This is a genomic window from Nocardia sp. NPDC050718, from assembly GCF_040654235.1.
Classification (GTDB): domain Bacteria; phylum Actinomycetota; class Actinomycetes; order Mycobacteriales; family Mycobacteriaceae; genus Nocardia.
Genome location: NZ_JBFAHQ010000005.1, coordinates 546,254 through 559,126, shown reverse-complemented (window position 1 = coordinate 559,126; position 12,873 = coordinate 546,254). Strand labels below are relative to the sequence as shown.

The window sequence follows — 12,873 nt, the reverse complement described above, 5'->3', positions numbered from 1 at the left end:
CGGCGAATCGACCGCGCGGAACCGTGCCGCGTCGCACCATGTGACCTGGAACGTGTTCCAGTTGCCCCCGGCCGTCGGCCGTGGCGGCACGCGGGAAAGGTCGCTCGATGTTCGGACTCGGGATTCTCGATTCCGTCGCCCTCTCGCTGGACGCGCCCGACGGGCGTCCGCGCGAGGTCCGGCGGGCCCAGCAACTGGCGGTGTGGCAGGCCGTCTACTGCACCGGCCTCGCGCTGGTCACCATTCCGGCCACGGAACTGCTGCCCGCCGATGCCCTGCTGCTGCGCTACGAGGGTTTCGCCTACGCCGCCGCGATCGGCACGGTGCTGCTCGCGGTGCTCACGAGCGAATTCGCCAACCGCAGCCGGTACGTGCACGCGCTGGGGTGGTACGGGGCGGCGCTGATCGCCGGTGTGGCGCTGTTCGGCCTGCTCACGCTGCCCGCCGTGGTGGTGTCGGTCGCGGTCATCACGCTGCTGGACCGGCCCGCGTCCACCGCCTGGTTCGGGGTGTCCGGCACCGTGGAACCGGTCGCGTTCTGCCGCCGGGCGACGCTCCCGGCCTGGGCCGTTCCGGTCGCCCGGCCGGTCGGGGCGCGGTGGAAGGCGCTGCTGGCCGAGCGATGAGCCCGGCGAGCTGTCGGGGCCTGCTGGCAGGATGACGGTCATGAAGGCCACTGGGGAGGACGTCCGGGCGATCGTCGCCGCGCTACCGGAGACGGTGGAGCAGTTCGCCTGGGGTATGCCGATTTTCAAGGTCGCGGGCAAGCTGTTCCTGACCCTGCCCGAGGACGAGACCTCGATGGCGGTGCGCTGCCCGATCGTGGACCGCGACGAACTGGTCGTCGCGGAACCGGACAAGTTCTGGATCGCCGCGCACGAGTCGGGCAATCCGTGGGTCCGGGTCCGGCTGGCCGCCCTCGACGATCGCGCGGAACTGACGGCGATCGTCACCGACTCGTGGCGGCTGGCCGCACCGCGGGCCCTGCTCGAAGCCGCCGATCAGTAGCCGATCGGCCTGATGTCGGCCTCGATGGTGCGGATGGCGTCGTCGGGGATGACGAAGGTCTCGACGATCTCGACGGTGGTCAGCCGCACGCCCGCGATGCCGGTGTCGAGCAGGTAGCGGGTGGTGACGGTGTCGCCGGACTCGGACATGGTGAGCTCGCGCACGCCCTGGATCACCCGGTACTGCGGTCCGTTCGCGAGATCCGCGCTCAGCTGCGGGCCCGAGTACCCGGTCTGGAAGCCGACCTCGACCCGGGTGGCGTCGGGGGTGAACGGCACCGCGCTCGCGTCGTGCGAGACCAGCGCGTCGATGTAGGCGCGGGCGATGGCCTGGCGCGGGGTGTCGGCCGGATTCGGTGCTGCCGCAGCGGTTCCCGCGCCGAGGGCGAGGAACGTGGCGGCTATTGCTGAAACATGGGTGATTCGCATGCGGAGATGCTGGCCGTCGGGGCGGGCGAGCGCAAGCGGTAGTCTCGGAGCTCCTATGGCACTCAGCGCAACCCTGCATCATTTCGCCGTCCAGCTCGCCGACGTCGACCGCGGCGTCTACGAGGACCTCGAGCTGCGGGTCGCCCGTCATCCGTCGGAGACCCTCGAGTACATGCTCACCCGCATCCTCGCCTACTGCCTGCAGTACGAGGAGGGCATCGTCTTCAGCGAGGGCGGCATCTCGGCCACCGACGAACCCGCCGTGCAGATCCGCGACCTCACCGGCCGGGTCACCGCCTGGATCGAGGTCGGCGCGCCGGACGCCGACCGCGTGCATCGCGGCAGCAAGCTGGCCGGTCGCGCGGCGGTCTACACCCATCGCGACCCGGCGAAGGTGCTGGCGCAGTACGCGGGCAAGAAGATCCACCGCGCCGAGGACATCCCGCTCTACGGCATCGACCGCGCCTTCATCGACGAGGCCGTGCCGCTGATCGATCGCCGCAACACCCTGAGCCTGTCGGTCACCGAGGGTGTGCTGTACCTGGATCTCAACGGGACCAGCCTGCGCGGCGAGGTCACCGAGCATCGGCTCGGCCAGGTCTGACCCGCGATCCGGGTCGGTGGCCTATCCTCGGTTCGGACGATTGACCAGGAGGTTGCCGGTGCCGAGTGTCATGAGCCGGATCGTGCTGCCCGCCTTCCTGCGGATCACCCGGCGCAACCGGAACTACATCGACGCCGAGGCCGCGCGCGAGCACGTCCGCAAGCTGAGCGCGGCGCCGGTGGACTATGCCCCGCCCAAGCGGTTGCGCGGCGTCGTGGTGTCGAAGCTCGAGGATCGCGGCTGGCCGGTCTACACGCTGACCCCGGCCACCGGCGACTCGCGTGGCGGGCTCGTCTACGCGCACGGTGGTGGCTGGGTCGGCGAGATCGCGCCGCAGCACTGGCAGCTCGCGGCCCGGCTGGCCGCCCAGTTGCGGCTGACCGTCACGGTGCCGATCTACCCGCTGATCCCGGCGGGCACCGCCGCCCAGGTGATTCCGCGCTTCGCCGAGATCGTCGCCGCCAGTGCGGAGCGGCATGGCACCACCTTCGTGGCAGGCGACTCGGCGGGCGGCCAGATCGCCCTCTCGACGGCACTGCACCTGCGCGACACCCGGTCGATCACCCTGCCGCGGACGATCCTGATCTCACCCGCACTCGACCTCACACTGGAGAATCCGCAGATCACCGAGGTGCTGCCGCTCGATCCCTGGCTCGGCCGCGACGGCGGGCTGGTCTTCGGCCGGCTGTGGAGCGGCGAGCTGCCGATGACCGATCCGATGGTCAGCCCGCTGTTCGGCGACCACGCCGGCCTCGGCCCGCTCACCGTGTTCAGCGGCACCTACGACATCCTCAACCCCGACACCCGGTTGCTGGTGGACAAGGCGCGCGCGGCGGGGGTCGAGGTCGACTATCACGAGGCCGACGGCCTGGTCCACGTCTATCCGCTGACCCCGACCCCCGAGGGCGCCGCCGCCCGCCGCACCATCGTCGAGACGCTGCGCGCCCACCTCTAGCGCTGGGACAGGTGCAGGTTGAGCAGGATGGTGAGCTGGGTGACGGCCTGATCGAACGGGTGCGGGGACTTGAGCGCGCGACTGTGCACGATGGTGCCCTCGATGGTGGTGAGCAGGAACCCGGCCAGTGAGACGGCGGTGGCGCGTTCGATGCCGGTCGCGACGATGCCGTCGGCCAGGCGCGCGGTCCACTCGGCGAAGGCCTGGCCCGCGATGGACTGGACGGCCGGGTCGAGTTCGTCCAGCGCGGCGGCCATCATGAACGAGCCGGCGCTGTAGTCGGACTTCTCCAGCGGGATGCGCCAGAAGGCGAGCAGGTCGGTCAGCCACTGCTGGACCGACGGCGCCGTCTGCAACGCGTCGGCCATGGTGCTCACGTGCGAGTAGACCAGGCGCGAGACGATCCGGCCTGCGGTCTGCACCAATTCGCCCTTGCCCGAAGGGAAGTGCTGATACAGCGAGTTGCGTGAGGTGTTGCTGCGCTTGAGCAGTTCACTCAGCGCGGCCGCGTGGACGCCGTGCTGCTGGACGGTGCTGATGGTGTGTTCGATCAGTCGGGCGCGTGGTCCGGCTGCCATCCGATCTCCTCCCAACCCTTGATTGAACCGATCGGTCCATGTTAGACCTATTCCAGCGTGAACCGATCGGTTCATATGGAGAGGATGCCATGCCCACCCCCATCGCCACCGCAGTTCCGGTCACCCATACGGGAATTCTCGGCCTCGGCGTGTATCGCCCGCGCCGGGTTGTGCCCAACGCCGAGATCGTCGAGGCCATCGACTCCTCCGACGAGTGGATCAAGACCCGCTCGGGGATCGCCGCCCGGCACTGGGCCGAGCCCGACGAGACCATCGTCGGGATGAGCGTCGCGGCCGCCCGCGACGCGCTGACGGCGGCCGGCGTCGCGGCCGCGGAGATCGATGTCGTCGTGCTCGCGACCTCCTCGCAGATGGTGCTCGGCCCGTCGGCGGGCGCGGTCGTCGCCACCGAGCTCGGCATGGACGACACCGCCGCCTACGACATCTCCGCCGGGTGCGCCGGCTTCTGCTACGCCCTGGGCGACGCCGCGAACCTGGTGCGCTCCGGTCAGGCCCGCAAGGTCCTGGTGATCGGTGTGGAGCGGCTGTCGGACCTGCTCGACACCTCCGACCGCAGCTGCGCGTTCATCTTCGCCGACGGCGCGGGCGCGGTGGTCGTCGGCGCGGCCGAGCAGGAGGGCATCGGCCCGGTCGCGTGGGGTTCGGACGGCAGCCGGACCTCGGCGATCAAGCAGGACAAGGACTTCCTCGAGTACTTCGCCGAGGTCGCGGAGGCGGAGGCGAACGGCGGCACGTCGGTGCGCCCGTACATCCGGATGAACGGGACCGAGGTGTTCCGCTGGGCCGTGACGTTCCTGGAGAAGGCGTGCCGGGCCGCGCTCGATCAGGCCGGTGTCGCGGCGGCCGACCTCGACGCGTTCGTCCCGCACCAGGCCAATATCCGCATCACCGACGCGCTGGTGCGCACCCTCGGGCTGCCCGAGTCGGTGGCCGTCGCGCGCGACATCATCGAGACCGGCAACACCAGCGCCGCCTCGATCCCGATGGCGATGGAACAGCTGCTGCGCTCCGGCGGCGCGAAGCCGGGCGACACCGCGCTGCTGCTCGGCTTCGGCGCGGGCCTGGCCTACGCCGGTCAGGTGGTGCATCTGCCGCCGATCGCCTGAGCGGTGCTCAGCGCACCAGCGCGCGCAGGTACCGGCGACGGTAGACACGCTGGGCGAGCAGCAGGATCGGGAACGCCGCGCGCCAGCAGCCCGCCCGCGCGGGCCTGGTAAGCGAGCGCAGGGTGAGGACAACGGCACCGTCGGGGCGCCGATGCACCACGAACGCCTCCTCGCCGGTGACCGGGTGGCCGGGCAGGGTGCCGTAGGCGAAGCCGCACCGGTCGCCGGTGTCGACGACCGCCACCACCCGCACCGGCTCGTGCACGACGATCGGGCCGAAGCCCGCGGTGATCCGGTAGTCGGCGTCGGTCACCACCGGGGTGTCGGGCGCCACGCGAAACCCGCTGCGGCGCTTGATGCCCCAGCGCAGGATCGTGTCGGTCGCGGCGGTCCAGACGTGGTCGCCGTGGCCGATCACCACCGAGGTCTCGAACCGGCGGAACCCGGGGAGTTCCGCCGTCCAGGATTCCTCGGCGGGGCGGGTCGCCCCCGCCGGGTGATAGGTGAGTGCCGCGGGCATACCGTCGACGATAGAGCGCCGAGGAGTGTCAGGCGGTGGGCTGCGGGGTGCGCTTGGCGCGCCGCTCGGTGACCGGGATCGCGTAGGCGGCGCCGTCGCGGATGCCGAATTCGAAGCGGCACGGGAACAGCGAGGGTAGGCCGGTGGAGCGTAGGTCGTAGTTCGCCGCGAGGGTCTGCATCGCCCAGTTCTGCAGCGAATCCGGCAGGCGCAGGGTGGTGCCGTCGACGCAGGACACGTAGGCGTGTGTCCGCTCGCCGTCGACGGGCAGTGGGTTGCGCAGACCGACCGCGCCGATTTCCAGAATTCGTCCGGCGTTATGGGCAGAAGCGACGCTCGGCAAATCCAACTCGATGTCGTCCATGCGGGAAACGGTAACTCAGCAACTATTCAGGGAACACGGAAATCGAGTGCCCTTGACCAAACTTCGCAAAGTCACTCCGATCCGCCGGGCGGGTCGGCCGCCCGGCGGATCGCGGGCGGGCTAACGCAGGGCGACCACCGGGAAGTCGACCGGCACGCGCAGCGCCACGTTTACGTAGTTGGTGAACAGGTTCAGCGCCACGTGCGCGACGAGTTCGACCAGCTCGGCGTCGGTCCAGCCCTGGGCGCGCGCCCGCTCGACGTGCTCGTCGTCGACGTGTCCGCGCTGCTCGACCAGCTCCAGCGCGAGCCCGAGCAAGGCGGCTGTCCTGGGATCGTCGGCATCGCCGACCTGTGCCGCGGCCAGCGCGTCGGCGGACAGTCCGGCCTTGCGGCCGAGCCCGGTGTGCGCGGCCAGGCAGTATTCGCAACTGTTGCGATTGGCCACGGCCACCGCGATGAGTTCGGTGAGGGCCGGGCCGAAGGTGCCCTCGCCGAGCGCGGTGAACGATCCCCACATACTGCGCAGTGCCGCAGGCGAATTCGCCACCGCCCGGAACATGGCCGGGGTGGTGCCGAAGGCGCCGTCGATCTGATCGAGCAGCTCGCGAGTGCCGCCCGTGGTGTCGGTCCGGGCGATGAGCGAGACGTGCGACATGGTGATTCCTCCGTGGTGCGGGGGTTGCCACCGGGGCCGATCGGCTCCGGCGGATGCCTGGGCATGCCTCCAGCTTCGTCGTCGAAATCGGCCGAAAAGGTACCAAAAGTCCGTGATGCTTACCGGATCGTCTAACTTTGGGGGATGTCTTCGGTCGATCGGCTGTCCCCACTGCTCGAGCAGTTCCGGGTGCGGGCGCACGTGCTGCACACCGGACCGCTGTGCGGCGTCACGCGATTCGGCGCCGAGCGGGGGCGGGGGTTCCTGCATCTGATCCGCGCCGGGCGGTTGACCGTCGAACACCGCGATCCGCTCGGCGCGACCCACCGGCTGGAGGTGGCCGAGCCGAGCGTCGTGTTCTATCCGCGGCCGCTGGCGCACGTCTTCCATACCGACGCCTGCGGCGACACCGATTTCGCCTGTGCCACCGTGGACTTCGATGGCGGCGCCGAGCATCCGCTCGCCAGGGCGCTGCCGCCGGTGATCGTCGTCCCCCTCGCGCGGGTCGAGGGGCTCGATCAGGCGCTGGAACTGCTGTTCGGTGAGATCGACCGGCATCGGTGCGGGCACCGGGTGCTCGCGGATCGCCTCTTCGAAGTGGTGCTCCTGCAACTGCTGCGCTGGCTGCTCGATCACCCCGGCGACGTCGCGATGCCGCCTGGCCTGCTCACCGGCATCGCCGACCCGCAGCTCGCCCCGACGCTGCTCGCCCTGCACGAGGCGCCGGGCGACGACTGGACGCTCGCGAGCATGGCCCGGCACGCGGCGATGTCGCGCAGCGCCTTCGCGGCCCGGTTCCGGGCCGTCCTCGGCCAGACCCCGCTGGACTATCTGACCGCGTGGCGACTCGCGCTCGCCCAGCTGCGGCTGCAGGCCGGGCACTCGGTGAAAGCCGTTGCCGCCGAGCTCGGTTACGCCAACAGCTCGGCCCTGTCGCGGGTCTTCACCCAGCGGATCGGCCGGTCGCCGACGGCCTGGCTGGCCGAGCTCGGCGACTGACTACTGGATCGCGAAGCGCAGCAGGGCCTGGCGGTCGCCCTGCTTGATCTTGCCCTTGCGGTCGAGCACTTCCAGCTGCCAGACCGGGCCGTTGCGGAACGCCCTGGCGATCGCGTTGGCGTTCTCCTGGCCGAGCAGCGAGGGCCAGATGTCGGCGACCGGCTGGCTGTCGGCGCCGGTGGCGTCGTAGATCTTGAACGAGACGTTGTTCGCCTTCTCGAACGAGGAACCCTTCTTGAAGGCGGCGGCGACGAACACGATCGCGTCGATGCCGGGCGGCACCTCGGCGAAGGTGACGTGCACGGTCTCGTCGTCGCCCGCGGCGGCGCCGGTCTGCTCGTCACCGGTGTGCACCACCGCGCCGTTGCCCAGCGGATTCAGCGAATCCAGCCCGGCGAACCGGACGGGTTCGCCGCCCTGCAACAGAATGGCGATCAGATCCAGGTCGACGCCACGCTTGCGCCGGGCGATGCCGAGCAGGCCGCCGCTGGATCCGGCCGACGGGTCCCAGCTCACCCCCACGCTCATCTTGGTGATGCCGGCGAGGTCGGCCGCGCCGTCTTCCTTCTTCAGCGTAATCACGATTCCAGGCTACGGACTCGCGGAGCGGGGTGCAGGGCAACAGAATTCACCCGGAACGGTCACCCGCCGTTTCGGGCTCCGGCTGCCGATCCACCGCGCGCCCCGCCGCCCGCAGCGCGACATTGGTGACGACGACGGCGACCGTGCCCGCCGCCGCGGTGGCGTACATGCCCGCGCCGGCGAGCGCGCCGACCGCCGCCGCGCACCACAGCGTGGCCGCGGTGTTCAGCCCGCGGATATTGACACCGTCGCGCAGGATCACCCCGGCGCCGAGAAACCCGATGCCGGAGACGATCTGCGCCGCCACCCGCGTCGGGTCGGCGTCGGCGCCGTGGAAACCGTTGGCGGACAGCAGGACGAAGAGGGCGGATCCCGCGGCGACGAGCGCGTTGGTCCGCAGCCCGGCCATCCGGGCGCGATATTGCCGCTCGATCCCGATCAGCGCACCGAGACCGATGCCCGCGCCGAGACGAAGCAGCATTTCCAGAGTCGACATGACGACCACACCTTTCGGCGGGTGGTGGCGTCGCTACCTCACAGTCGCGGAGGCGATCGCCGGGTGAACGAGGGACAGCACAGTTCGATGACTTCCGTCGGACACGACAACCACCTCCTTTCGCCCACTTCACGGCGTGTACCCGCGCACCCGGCGGTGCCGGGTGCCGATCGGGGCCCAGTAAACCCCCGGTTACCGGATTCCGCAACCCGAATATCGGTAACGATCGAGTTCTTTTGATTACCAACATGTTTCGCGCCATACAATCGAGGGGTGGGCGCAGGGGAGCCATGGCCGGGAGGGAAGCGAATGGACACCCGCGAGTGGATCGCCGAGAAGGTGGAAGAGTCGAGGGGCGCCACCTACCGGACACGGCCCGAGGGTGAGCAGGTCCTGATCGTCGAGCGGACGCCGACGTGCGGGCCCGCGATCGTGGTGTGCCTGGAGCGGTCGGCGGTCGAGTTCACCGCCGCGGATCTGGACGCGGTCTGCGCGCAGATCCCGGAGGTCGACTTCGTGGTGGGCACCCGGTCGAGCCCGATCGCCCATCAGACCTATCACCGTGCCGACGTGCTTGGCATCGGCCTCGGCTCGCTCGGTGACCTGCTGTTCGCGCTGCGGCACGCGGACGTGGCGAGCGCGCGCACGAGTGAGCGCATCTTCATCGAGAACGGCTTGGCCCGGCACGCGGGGGTGGAGGGGTTCGGGCGGATCGCGAAACGGGCCTACGAGGTGGTGCTCGGCGCCGTCGCGGCCGGGACCAGACGGGTCGTGATCACGAAGGAATACGAGCTGACCGCGGGGGAGGTGCTCAGCCTGGTGGCCGAACACCGCGCCCTCGCCATCGACGCCATCGCGTCGAGCAACCCCGCGGCGACGGGATTCGGCCCCGACGCGCACGACGCGGCGCGCCGGGCCGGCGTCGAGCTGTACACCTGGAAGGCATTCCTCGCCGACCTCGGCAGCGCGGTGGCGCAGGACGAGCACCGGCCGCCGCCGCACACCGGCTCGCGGTGACCCCGATCAGCGCGGGGATTCCGGGCGGGTGATGATCAGCGGGCAGGTGGTGCCGTGGAGGACGGCCTGGGCGACCGAGCCGAGCGCGGCGTCGGCGAAACCGCCGCGGCCGTGGCTGCCGACCACGATCAGCTGCGCGCCCGCGGCGGCGGTGAGGATCGCTCGGGCGGGACGGTCCTCCACGGCGATGCGCTCGACCGACACCTCGGGATACTTCTCGCGATAGCCCGCCAGGCTCGCCGAGAGCTCCGCCTCGGCCTCGGCCCGCATCGTCGCCCGCGATTCGTAGCGGAAGAACTCCGACCAGGCGTGCACCGCGATCACCCGGACCCCGCGCCTGCTCGCCTCGTCGAAGGCGACCGCGATCGCGTCCGCGCTGACCCCGGAACCGTCGACACCCACGACCACCGCACCAGCGGTGGCCGGTGCCTCCGGCACCACCGCGACCTGGCACGCGGCGTGCCGGGCGATCGCGGTGCTGACCGAGCCGAGCAGCGTGCGCCGCAAAGCACCGAGTCCCCGGCAACCGACGACCACCAACCTGGCCCGTTCGCTGCGGTCCCGCAGCACCGCGCGCGCGTCCCCGACTTCGACGCCCGTGCCGACGGTGAGCCGGTCGGTGGCGACCAGCGCCGCCGCCTCCGCGACCACGGATTCGCCGTGCGCGTGCAGCGCCGCACCGTCGAAGAGCGGACCGCTGAGTCCCGGCCCGTAGTCGATCGGGATCTCGACGGCGTAGACGAGTTCGAGTGGTGCTCCATGGTGAACGGCGTACTCGGCGGCCCAGCGCACCGCGATCAGCGACTGCGCCGAACCGTCGACACCGGCGACGACCGGGCGGCCCGGGTACTCGGGAAGGGACATGACGGCCTCTCTCTCGAGTCCACCCTGCGCCCCGGACGCCGGGCCGGGACAGGGCCGCAGGACCTGGGCCGCAGGGACTTTGGTCCCTCAGTCCAGCGGGGCCGACCAGCGCAGCAGCGTGCCGCCCTCGGGCCGCGCGGTGGCGGTGAAGACGCCGCCCGCCGCCGCGGCCCTGGCGGCCAGATTGGCCAGTCCGCTGCGCCGGGTCACCTCGGGCGCGATGCCGATGCCGTCGTCGGCGACCTCGATCGTCACCTCGTCGCGCACCACGAGTTCCACCGCCACCGAGTTCGCCTTCGCGTGCCGCACGACATTGCTCACCGCCTCGCGCAGCACCGCCTCGACGTGATCGGACAGCGGCGGCTCGAGCACGGTGACCGGCCCGGCCAGCCGGACCGTGGTGCGCAGCCCGGTCTCGGCGGTCATCTCGGTGATGATGTGGTGCAACCGTTTCCGGTACTGCGAGGAGTCGGTGGTGGTGTTGGACTGCAGGTCGAAGATCGAATACCGGATGTCCTGCACGATCGCCTGGATGTCGTCGATGGTCTCGTCCAGGCGGGTCCGCACCTCCGGCGTCCGGACCCGCTGCATCGTGCCCTGCAGCGACAGGCCGACCGCGAACAGCCGCTGGATGACGTGATCGTGCAGCCCGCGGGCGATCCGGTCGCGGTCGGCGTAGACGTCCAGATCGCGCATCCGGCGCTGGGTCGCGGCCAGTTGCAGCGCCACCGCCGCCTGGTCGGCGTAGGTGGTCATCAGCGCCTGGTCCTCGTCGCTGGGCGGGGTGGTCCCGGCCGGGAGCACCGTGGTCAGGACCCCGGTGACCAGGCCGTTCGCCCGCAGCGGCAGGGTGAGCGCCGGCCCGAAGTCGGCGATCGAGTCGAAGACCGGATCGTGGGCGGGGGCATCGGAGGTGACCGGCAGGCCCGACCGGAACGCCGCCGCCACCGGCGAACTCGCGGTCAGCGGAATGGCCCTGCCGACCAGGACACCGGCGTCGGCGCCGGCCGCCGCGACCACCCTCAGCTCGGTGATCTCCTCGGACGGGACATCGGGGTCCTCGGGCAGGGCCAGGAAGGTACACGCCGAATTCGTCAGGGAGCGGCCACGTTCGGCGATCAGCTCGAGCACGTCCTCGGACGGGCTGCCCGCCAGCAGTTCGGTGGCCACGTCCCGGATCGCCTCCAGCCACTGCTGCCGGATCCGCGACTGCTCGTAGAGGCGGGCGTTCTCGATCGCGATGCCCGCGGCGGCGGCCAGCGCCTGCACCACCACCTCGTCGTCCTCGGTGAACTCGAGTCCGTCGGCCTTCTCGGTGAGATAGAGGTTGCCGAACACCTCGCCGCGCACCTGCACCGGAACGCCGAGGAACGTGCGCATCGGCGGATGCCGGTCGGGGAAGCCCACCGAGGACGGGTGGTCCGAAAGGTTGGTCAGCCGAATCGGTTTCGGCTCGGCGATGAGCAGCCCGAGCACGCCGTGCCCGCGCGGTAGGTCGCCGATCAGCACGCGGGTGCGGTCGTCGATGCCCTCGTAGACGAACTCGGCGAGCTGGTTGCTGGTCTTGTCGGTCTCACGCACGCCGAGCGCGCCGTAGCGGGCGTCGACGAGTTCGATCGCGGTGTGCACGATGGTACGCAGGGTGTTGTCCAGGTCGAGGCCCGCCGTGACGACGAGCATCGCCTCCATCAACCGGTCCATCCGGTCGCGCACGTCGACGATCTGGGTGATCCGGTCCTGTACCTCGGTCAGCAGTTCACGCAGACGCAATTGGGACAGGGTCTCGGTCACCGGGGGCCGGCCCGCGGCCGCCGATTCGTCGTCCATGCCGGGCATTCTTCCACGGCGGGGGCGCCGTGGCCGACGTCATGCGCGTGGCGGTCGGTCCAGGTCGGCGGCCATGACGGCGGCCTGGGTGCGACGCTCGACGCCGAGTTTGGTCAGCAGCCGGGAGACGTAGTTCTTGACCGTCTTTTCGGCCAGGAACATGCGCGCGGCGATCTGCCGATTGGTCAGGCCCTCCCCGAGCAGCGACAGCAACGTGCGCTCCTGTTCGGTGAGCGTCGCCAGCGGTCCGGACTTCTCCGCCGCCTCCGAGCGCAGCTTGGCCATCAGAGCGGCGGCGGCCCGGTTGTCCAGCAGCGATTTGCCGTGGCCGACCTCGCGCACGGCGTTGATCAGCTCCAGGCTGCGGATGTCCTTGACCACGTAGCCGCTGGCGCCGGCCAGGATCGCGTCGAGCATGGCCTGTTCGTCGGTGAACGAGGTGAGGATCAGGCAGCGCGGCGCCGGGTCGGCCGAGAGCAGTTCGCGGCACAGCTCGATGCCGTTGCCGTCGGGCAGGCGCACGTCGAGCACGACGACGTCGGGTCGCAGCGCGGGAATGCGGGCCAGCGCCTCCGCGCAGGTACCCGCCTCACCGACCACCCCGAGATCGGATTCGAGCGCGATCAGGTCACCAACGCCGCGCCGGACGATCTCGTGATCGTCGACCAGGAACACCGTGATCATCGCTGACCCTCTCTCGAAGACCGACCGTCGCGTTCCATTGTCCGCCGTCCTCGCCGGCCGGGGACACCGCAGGTAGCCGATCATGCTTCGAGCCTGCCCCCGGCGGGTGGCCGGGGGCAGGGCCGAAGGTCCTCCGGGAGTGGGACTCGCGTCCCGATCCGGT

Annotated in this window: 16 protein-coding genes and 1 pseudogene; 7 read left to right on the top strand and 10 right to left on the bottom strand. The window is 70.7% G+C overall.

Annotated elements, in window-relative coordinates; all coding sequences use genetic code 11:
• Nucleotides 1–107 precede the first annotated feature (107 nt).
• A complete protein-coding gene (locus AB0H54_RS25430; protein ID WP_355276650.1) occupies nucleotides 108–626 on the top strand; it encodes a hypothetical protein in 519 nt (172 codons plus the stop codon).
• Nucleotides 627–666: 40 nt separating this feature from the next.
• Nucleotides 667–1,008: an MmcQ/YjbR family DNA-binding protein gene (locus tag AB0H54_RS25425; RefSeq protein ID WP_355276651.1), complete on the top strand. Its 342-nt coding sequence runs from the start codon at nucleotides 667–669 to the stop codon at nucleotides 1,006–1,008.
• Here AB0H54_RS25425 and AB0H54_RS25420 read toward each other — a convergent pair.
• A complete protein-coding gene (locus AB0H54_RS25420) occupies nucleotides 1,002–1,436 on the bottom strand; it encodes a hypothetical protein (protein WP_357348403.1) in 435 nt (144 codons plus the stop codon). The genes AB0H54_RS25425 and AB0H54_RS25420 overlap by 7 nt on opposite strands.
• A gap of 55 nt (nucleotides 1,437–1,491) precedes the next feature.
• On the opposite strand from AB0H54_RS25420, the gene AB0H54_RS25415 reads away from it, so the two are divergent.
• On the top strand, nucleotides 1,492–2,040 hold the full coding sequence (locus AB0H54_RS25415) for a YaeQ family protein (protein WP_355276655.1): 549 nt from the start codon (nucleotides 1,492–1,494) through the stop codon (nucleotides 2,038–2,040).
• Between the two features lie 58 nt (nucleotides 2,041–2,098).
• The gene (locus AB0H54_RS25410; RefSeq protein WP_355276657.1) at nucleotides 2,099–2,995 is read left to right on the top strand and encodes an alpha/beta hydrolase; all 897 of its coding nucleotides are present in this window, start codon (nucleotides 2,099–2,101) and stop codon (nucleotides 2,993–2,995) included.
• Here AB0H54_RS25410 and AB0H54_RS25405 read toward each other — a convergent pair.
• A complete protein-coding gene (locus tag AB0H54_RS25405; RefSeq protein WP_355276659.1) occupies nucleotides 2,992–3,573 on the bottom strand; it encodes a TetR/AcrR family transcriptional regulator in 582 nt (193 codons plus the stop codon). The two genes, AB0H54_RS25410 and AB0H54_RS25405, sit on opposite strands and share 4 nt — an antisense overlap.
• A gap of 89 nt (nucleotides 3,574–3,662) precedes the next feature.
• Between AB0H54_RS25405 and AB0H54_RS25400 the strand changes: the two genes are divergently transcribed.
• Nucleotides 3,663–4,700 carry a beta-ketoacyl-ACP synthase 3 gene (locus tag AB0H54_RS25400; RefSeq protein WP_357348400.1) on the top strand — a complete coding sequence of 346 codons (1,038 nt, stop codon included), beginning with the start codon at nucleotides 3,663–3,665 and terminating at the stop codon, nucleotides 4,698–4,700.
• Nucleotides 4,701–4,707: 7 nt separating this feature from the next.
• On the opposite strand, the gene AB0H54_RS25395 is transcribed toward AB0H54_RS25400, so the two are convergent.
• The 3 genes from AB0H54_RS25395 to AB0H54_RS25385 all read right to left on the bottom strand — a co-directional run bounded on the left by AB0H54_RS25395 (nucleotide 4,708) and on the right by AB0H54_RS25385 (nucleotide 6,241).
• Nucleotides 4,708–5,220: a DUF1990 domain-containing protein gene (locus AB0H54_RS25395; RefSeq protein WP_355276663.1), complete on the bottom strand. Its 513-nt coding sequence runs from the start codon at nucleotides 5,218–5,220 to the stop codon at nucleotides 4,708–4,710.
• A gap of 28 nt (nucleotides 5,221–5,248) precedes the next feature.
• Nucleotides 5,249–5,584 (bottom strand): hypothetical protein, encoded by a 336-nt coding sequence (locus AB0H54_RS25390; RefSeq protein ID WP_355276665.1) that lies wholly within the window; start codon nucleotides 5,582–5,584, stop codon nucleotides 5,249–5,251.
• A 120-nt stretch (nucleotides 5,585–5,704) separates the two neighbouring features.
• The gene (locus AB0H54_RS25385; RefSeq protein WP_357348398.1) at nucleotides 5,705–6,241 is read right to left on the bottom strand and encodes a carboxymuconolactone decarboxylase family protein; all 537 of its coding nucleotides are present in this window, start codon (nucleotides 6,239–6,241) and stop codon (nucleotides 5,705–5,707) included.
• A gap of 144 nt (nucleotides 6,242–6,385) precedes the next feature.
• On the opposite strand from AB0H54_RS25385, the gene AB0H54_RS25380 reads away from it, so the two are divergent.
• Nucleotides 6,386–7,240, top strand: coding sequence for an AraC family transcriptional regulator (locus tag AB0H54_RS25380; RefSeq protein WP_357348396.1), 855 nt, complete (start codon nucleotides 6,386–6,388; stop codon nucleotides 7,238–7,240).
• On the opposite strand, the gene AB0H54_RS25375 is transcribed toward AB0H54_RS25380, so the two are convergent.
• Nucleotides 7,241–7,822, bottom strand: a complete 582-nt coding sequence (locus tag AB0H54_RS25375; protein ID WP_355276671.1) for a TerD family protein — start codon at nucleotides 7,820–7,822, stop codon at nucleotides 7,241–7,243.
• Between the two features lie 76 nt (nucleotides 7,823–7,898).
• Nucleotides 7,899–8,318 (bottom strand): annotated as a pseudogene (locus tag AB0H54_RS25370) (MgtC/SapB family protein); the annotation flags it as partial.
• A 309-nt stretch (nucleotides 8,319–8,627) separates the two neighbouring features.
• Here AB0H54_RS25370 and AB0H54_RS25365 point away from each other — a divergent pair.
• Entirely contained in the window at nucleotides 8,628–9,335 is a 708-nt protein-coding gene (locus tag AB0H54_RS25365; RefSeq protein ID WP_357348394.1) for a hypothetical protein, read from the top strand.
• A gap of 6 nt (nucleotides 9,336–9,341) precedes the next feature.
• On the opposite strand, the gene AB0H54_RS25360 is transcribed toward AB0H54_RS25365, so the two are convergent.
• The 3 genes from AB0H54_RS25360 to AB0H54_RS25350 all read right to left on the bottom strand — a co-directional run bounded on the left by AB0H54_RS25360 (nucleotide 9,342) and on the right by AB0H54_RS25350 (nucleotide 12,710).
• Complete coding sequence (locus tag AB0H54_RS25360; protein ID WP_357348392.1) at nucleotides 9,342–10,199, bottom strand: universal stress protein; 858 nt, start codon at nucleotides 10,197–10,199, stop codon at nucleotides 9,342–9,344.
• A gap of 87 nt (nucleotides 10,200–10,286) precedes the next feature.
• Nucleotides 10,287–12,026: a GAF domain-containing protein gene (locus AB0H54_RS25355; RefSeq protein ID WP_357348390.1), complete on the bottom strand. Its 1,740-nt coding sequence runs from the start codon at nucleotides 12,024–12,026 to the stop codon at nucleotides 10,287–10,289.
• A gap of 39 nt (nucleotides 12,027–12,065) precedes the next feature.
• Nucleotides 12,066–12,710 carry a response regulator transcription factor gene (locus tag AB0H54_RS25350; RefSeq protein ID WP_355276678.1) on the bottom strand — a complete coding sequence of 215 codons (645 nt, stop codon included), beginning with the start codon at nucleotides 12,708–12,710 and terminating at the stop codon, nucleotides 12,066–12,068.
• Nucleotides 12,711–12,873: the final 163 nt, after the last annotated feature.

Excerpts from the sequence above, each read along its gene's own strand:
- AB0H54_RS25430 (WP_355276650.1), top strand. The coding sequence starts at position 108 with ATGTTCGGACTCGGGATTCTCGATTCCGTCGCCCTCTCGCTGGACGCG.
- AB0H54_RS25360 (WP_357348392.1), bottom strand. The coding sequence starts at position 10,199 with ATGTCCCTTCCCGAGTACCCGGGCCGCCCGGTCGTCGCCGGTGTCGAC.
- AB0H54_RS25420 (WP_357348403.1), bottom strand. The coding sequence starts at position 1,436 with ATGCGAATCACCCATGTTTCAGCAATAGCCGCCACGTTCCTCGCCCTC.
- AB0H54_RS25425 (WP_355276651.1), top strand. The coding sequence starts at position 667 with ATGAAGGCCACTGGGGAGGACGTCCGGGCGATCGTCGCCGCGCTACCG.
- AB0H54_RS25395 (WP_355276663.1), bottom strand. The coding sequence starts at position 5,220 with ATGCCCGCGGCACTCACCTATCACCCGGCGGGGGCGACCCGCCCCGCC.
- AB0H54_RS25385 (WP_357348398.1), bottom strand. The coding sequence starts at position 6,241 with ATGTCGCACGTCTCGCTCATCGCCCGGACCGACACCACGGGCGGCACT.
- AB0H54_RS25350 (WP_355276678.1), bottom strand. The coding sequence starts at position 12,710 with ATGATCACGGTGTTCCTGGTCGACGATCACGAGATCGTCCGGCGCGGC.
- AB0H54_RS25405 (WP_355276659.1), bottom strand. The coding sequence starts at position 3,573 with ATGGCAGCCGGACCACGCGCCCGACTGATCGAACACACCATCAGCACC.
- AB0H54_RS25355 (WP_357348390.1), bottom strand. The coding sequence starts at position 12,026 with ATGGACGACGAATCGGCGGCCGCGGGCCGGCCCCCGGTGACCGAGACC.
- AB0H54_RS25415 (WP_355276655.1), top strand. The coding sequence starts at position 1,492 with ATGGCACTCAGCGCAACCCTGCATCATTTCGCCGTCCAGCTCGCCGAC.
- AB0H54_RS25380 (WP_357348396.1), top strand. The coding sequence starts at position 6,386 with ATGTCTTCGGTCGATCGGCTGTCCCCACTGCTCGAGCAGTTCCGGGTG.
- AB0H54_RS25400 (WP_357348400.1), top strand. The coding sequence starts at position 3,663 with ATGCCCACCCCCATCGCCACCGCAGTTCCGGTCACCCATACGGGAATT.
- AB0H54_RS25390 (WP_355276665.1), bottom strand. The coding sequence starts at position 5,584 with ATGGACGACATCGAGTTGGATTTGCCGAGCGTCGCTTCTGCCCATAAC.
- AB0H54_RS25365 (WP_357348394.1), top strand. The coding sequence starts at position 8,628 with ATGGACACCCGCGAGTGGATCGCCGAGAAGGTGGAAGAGTCGAGGGGC.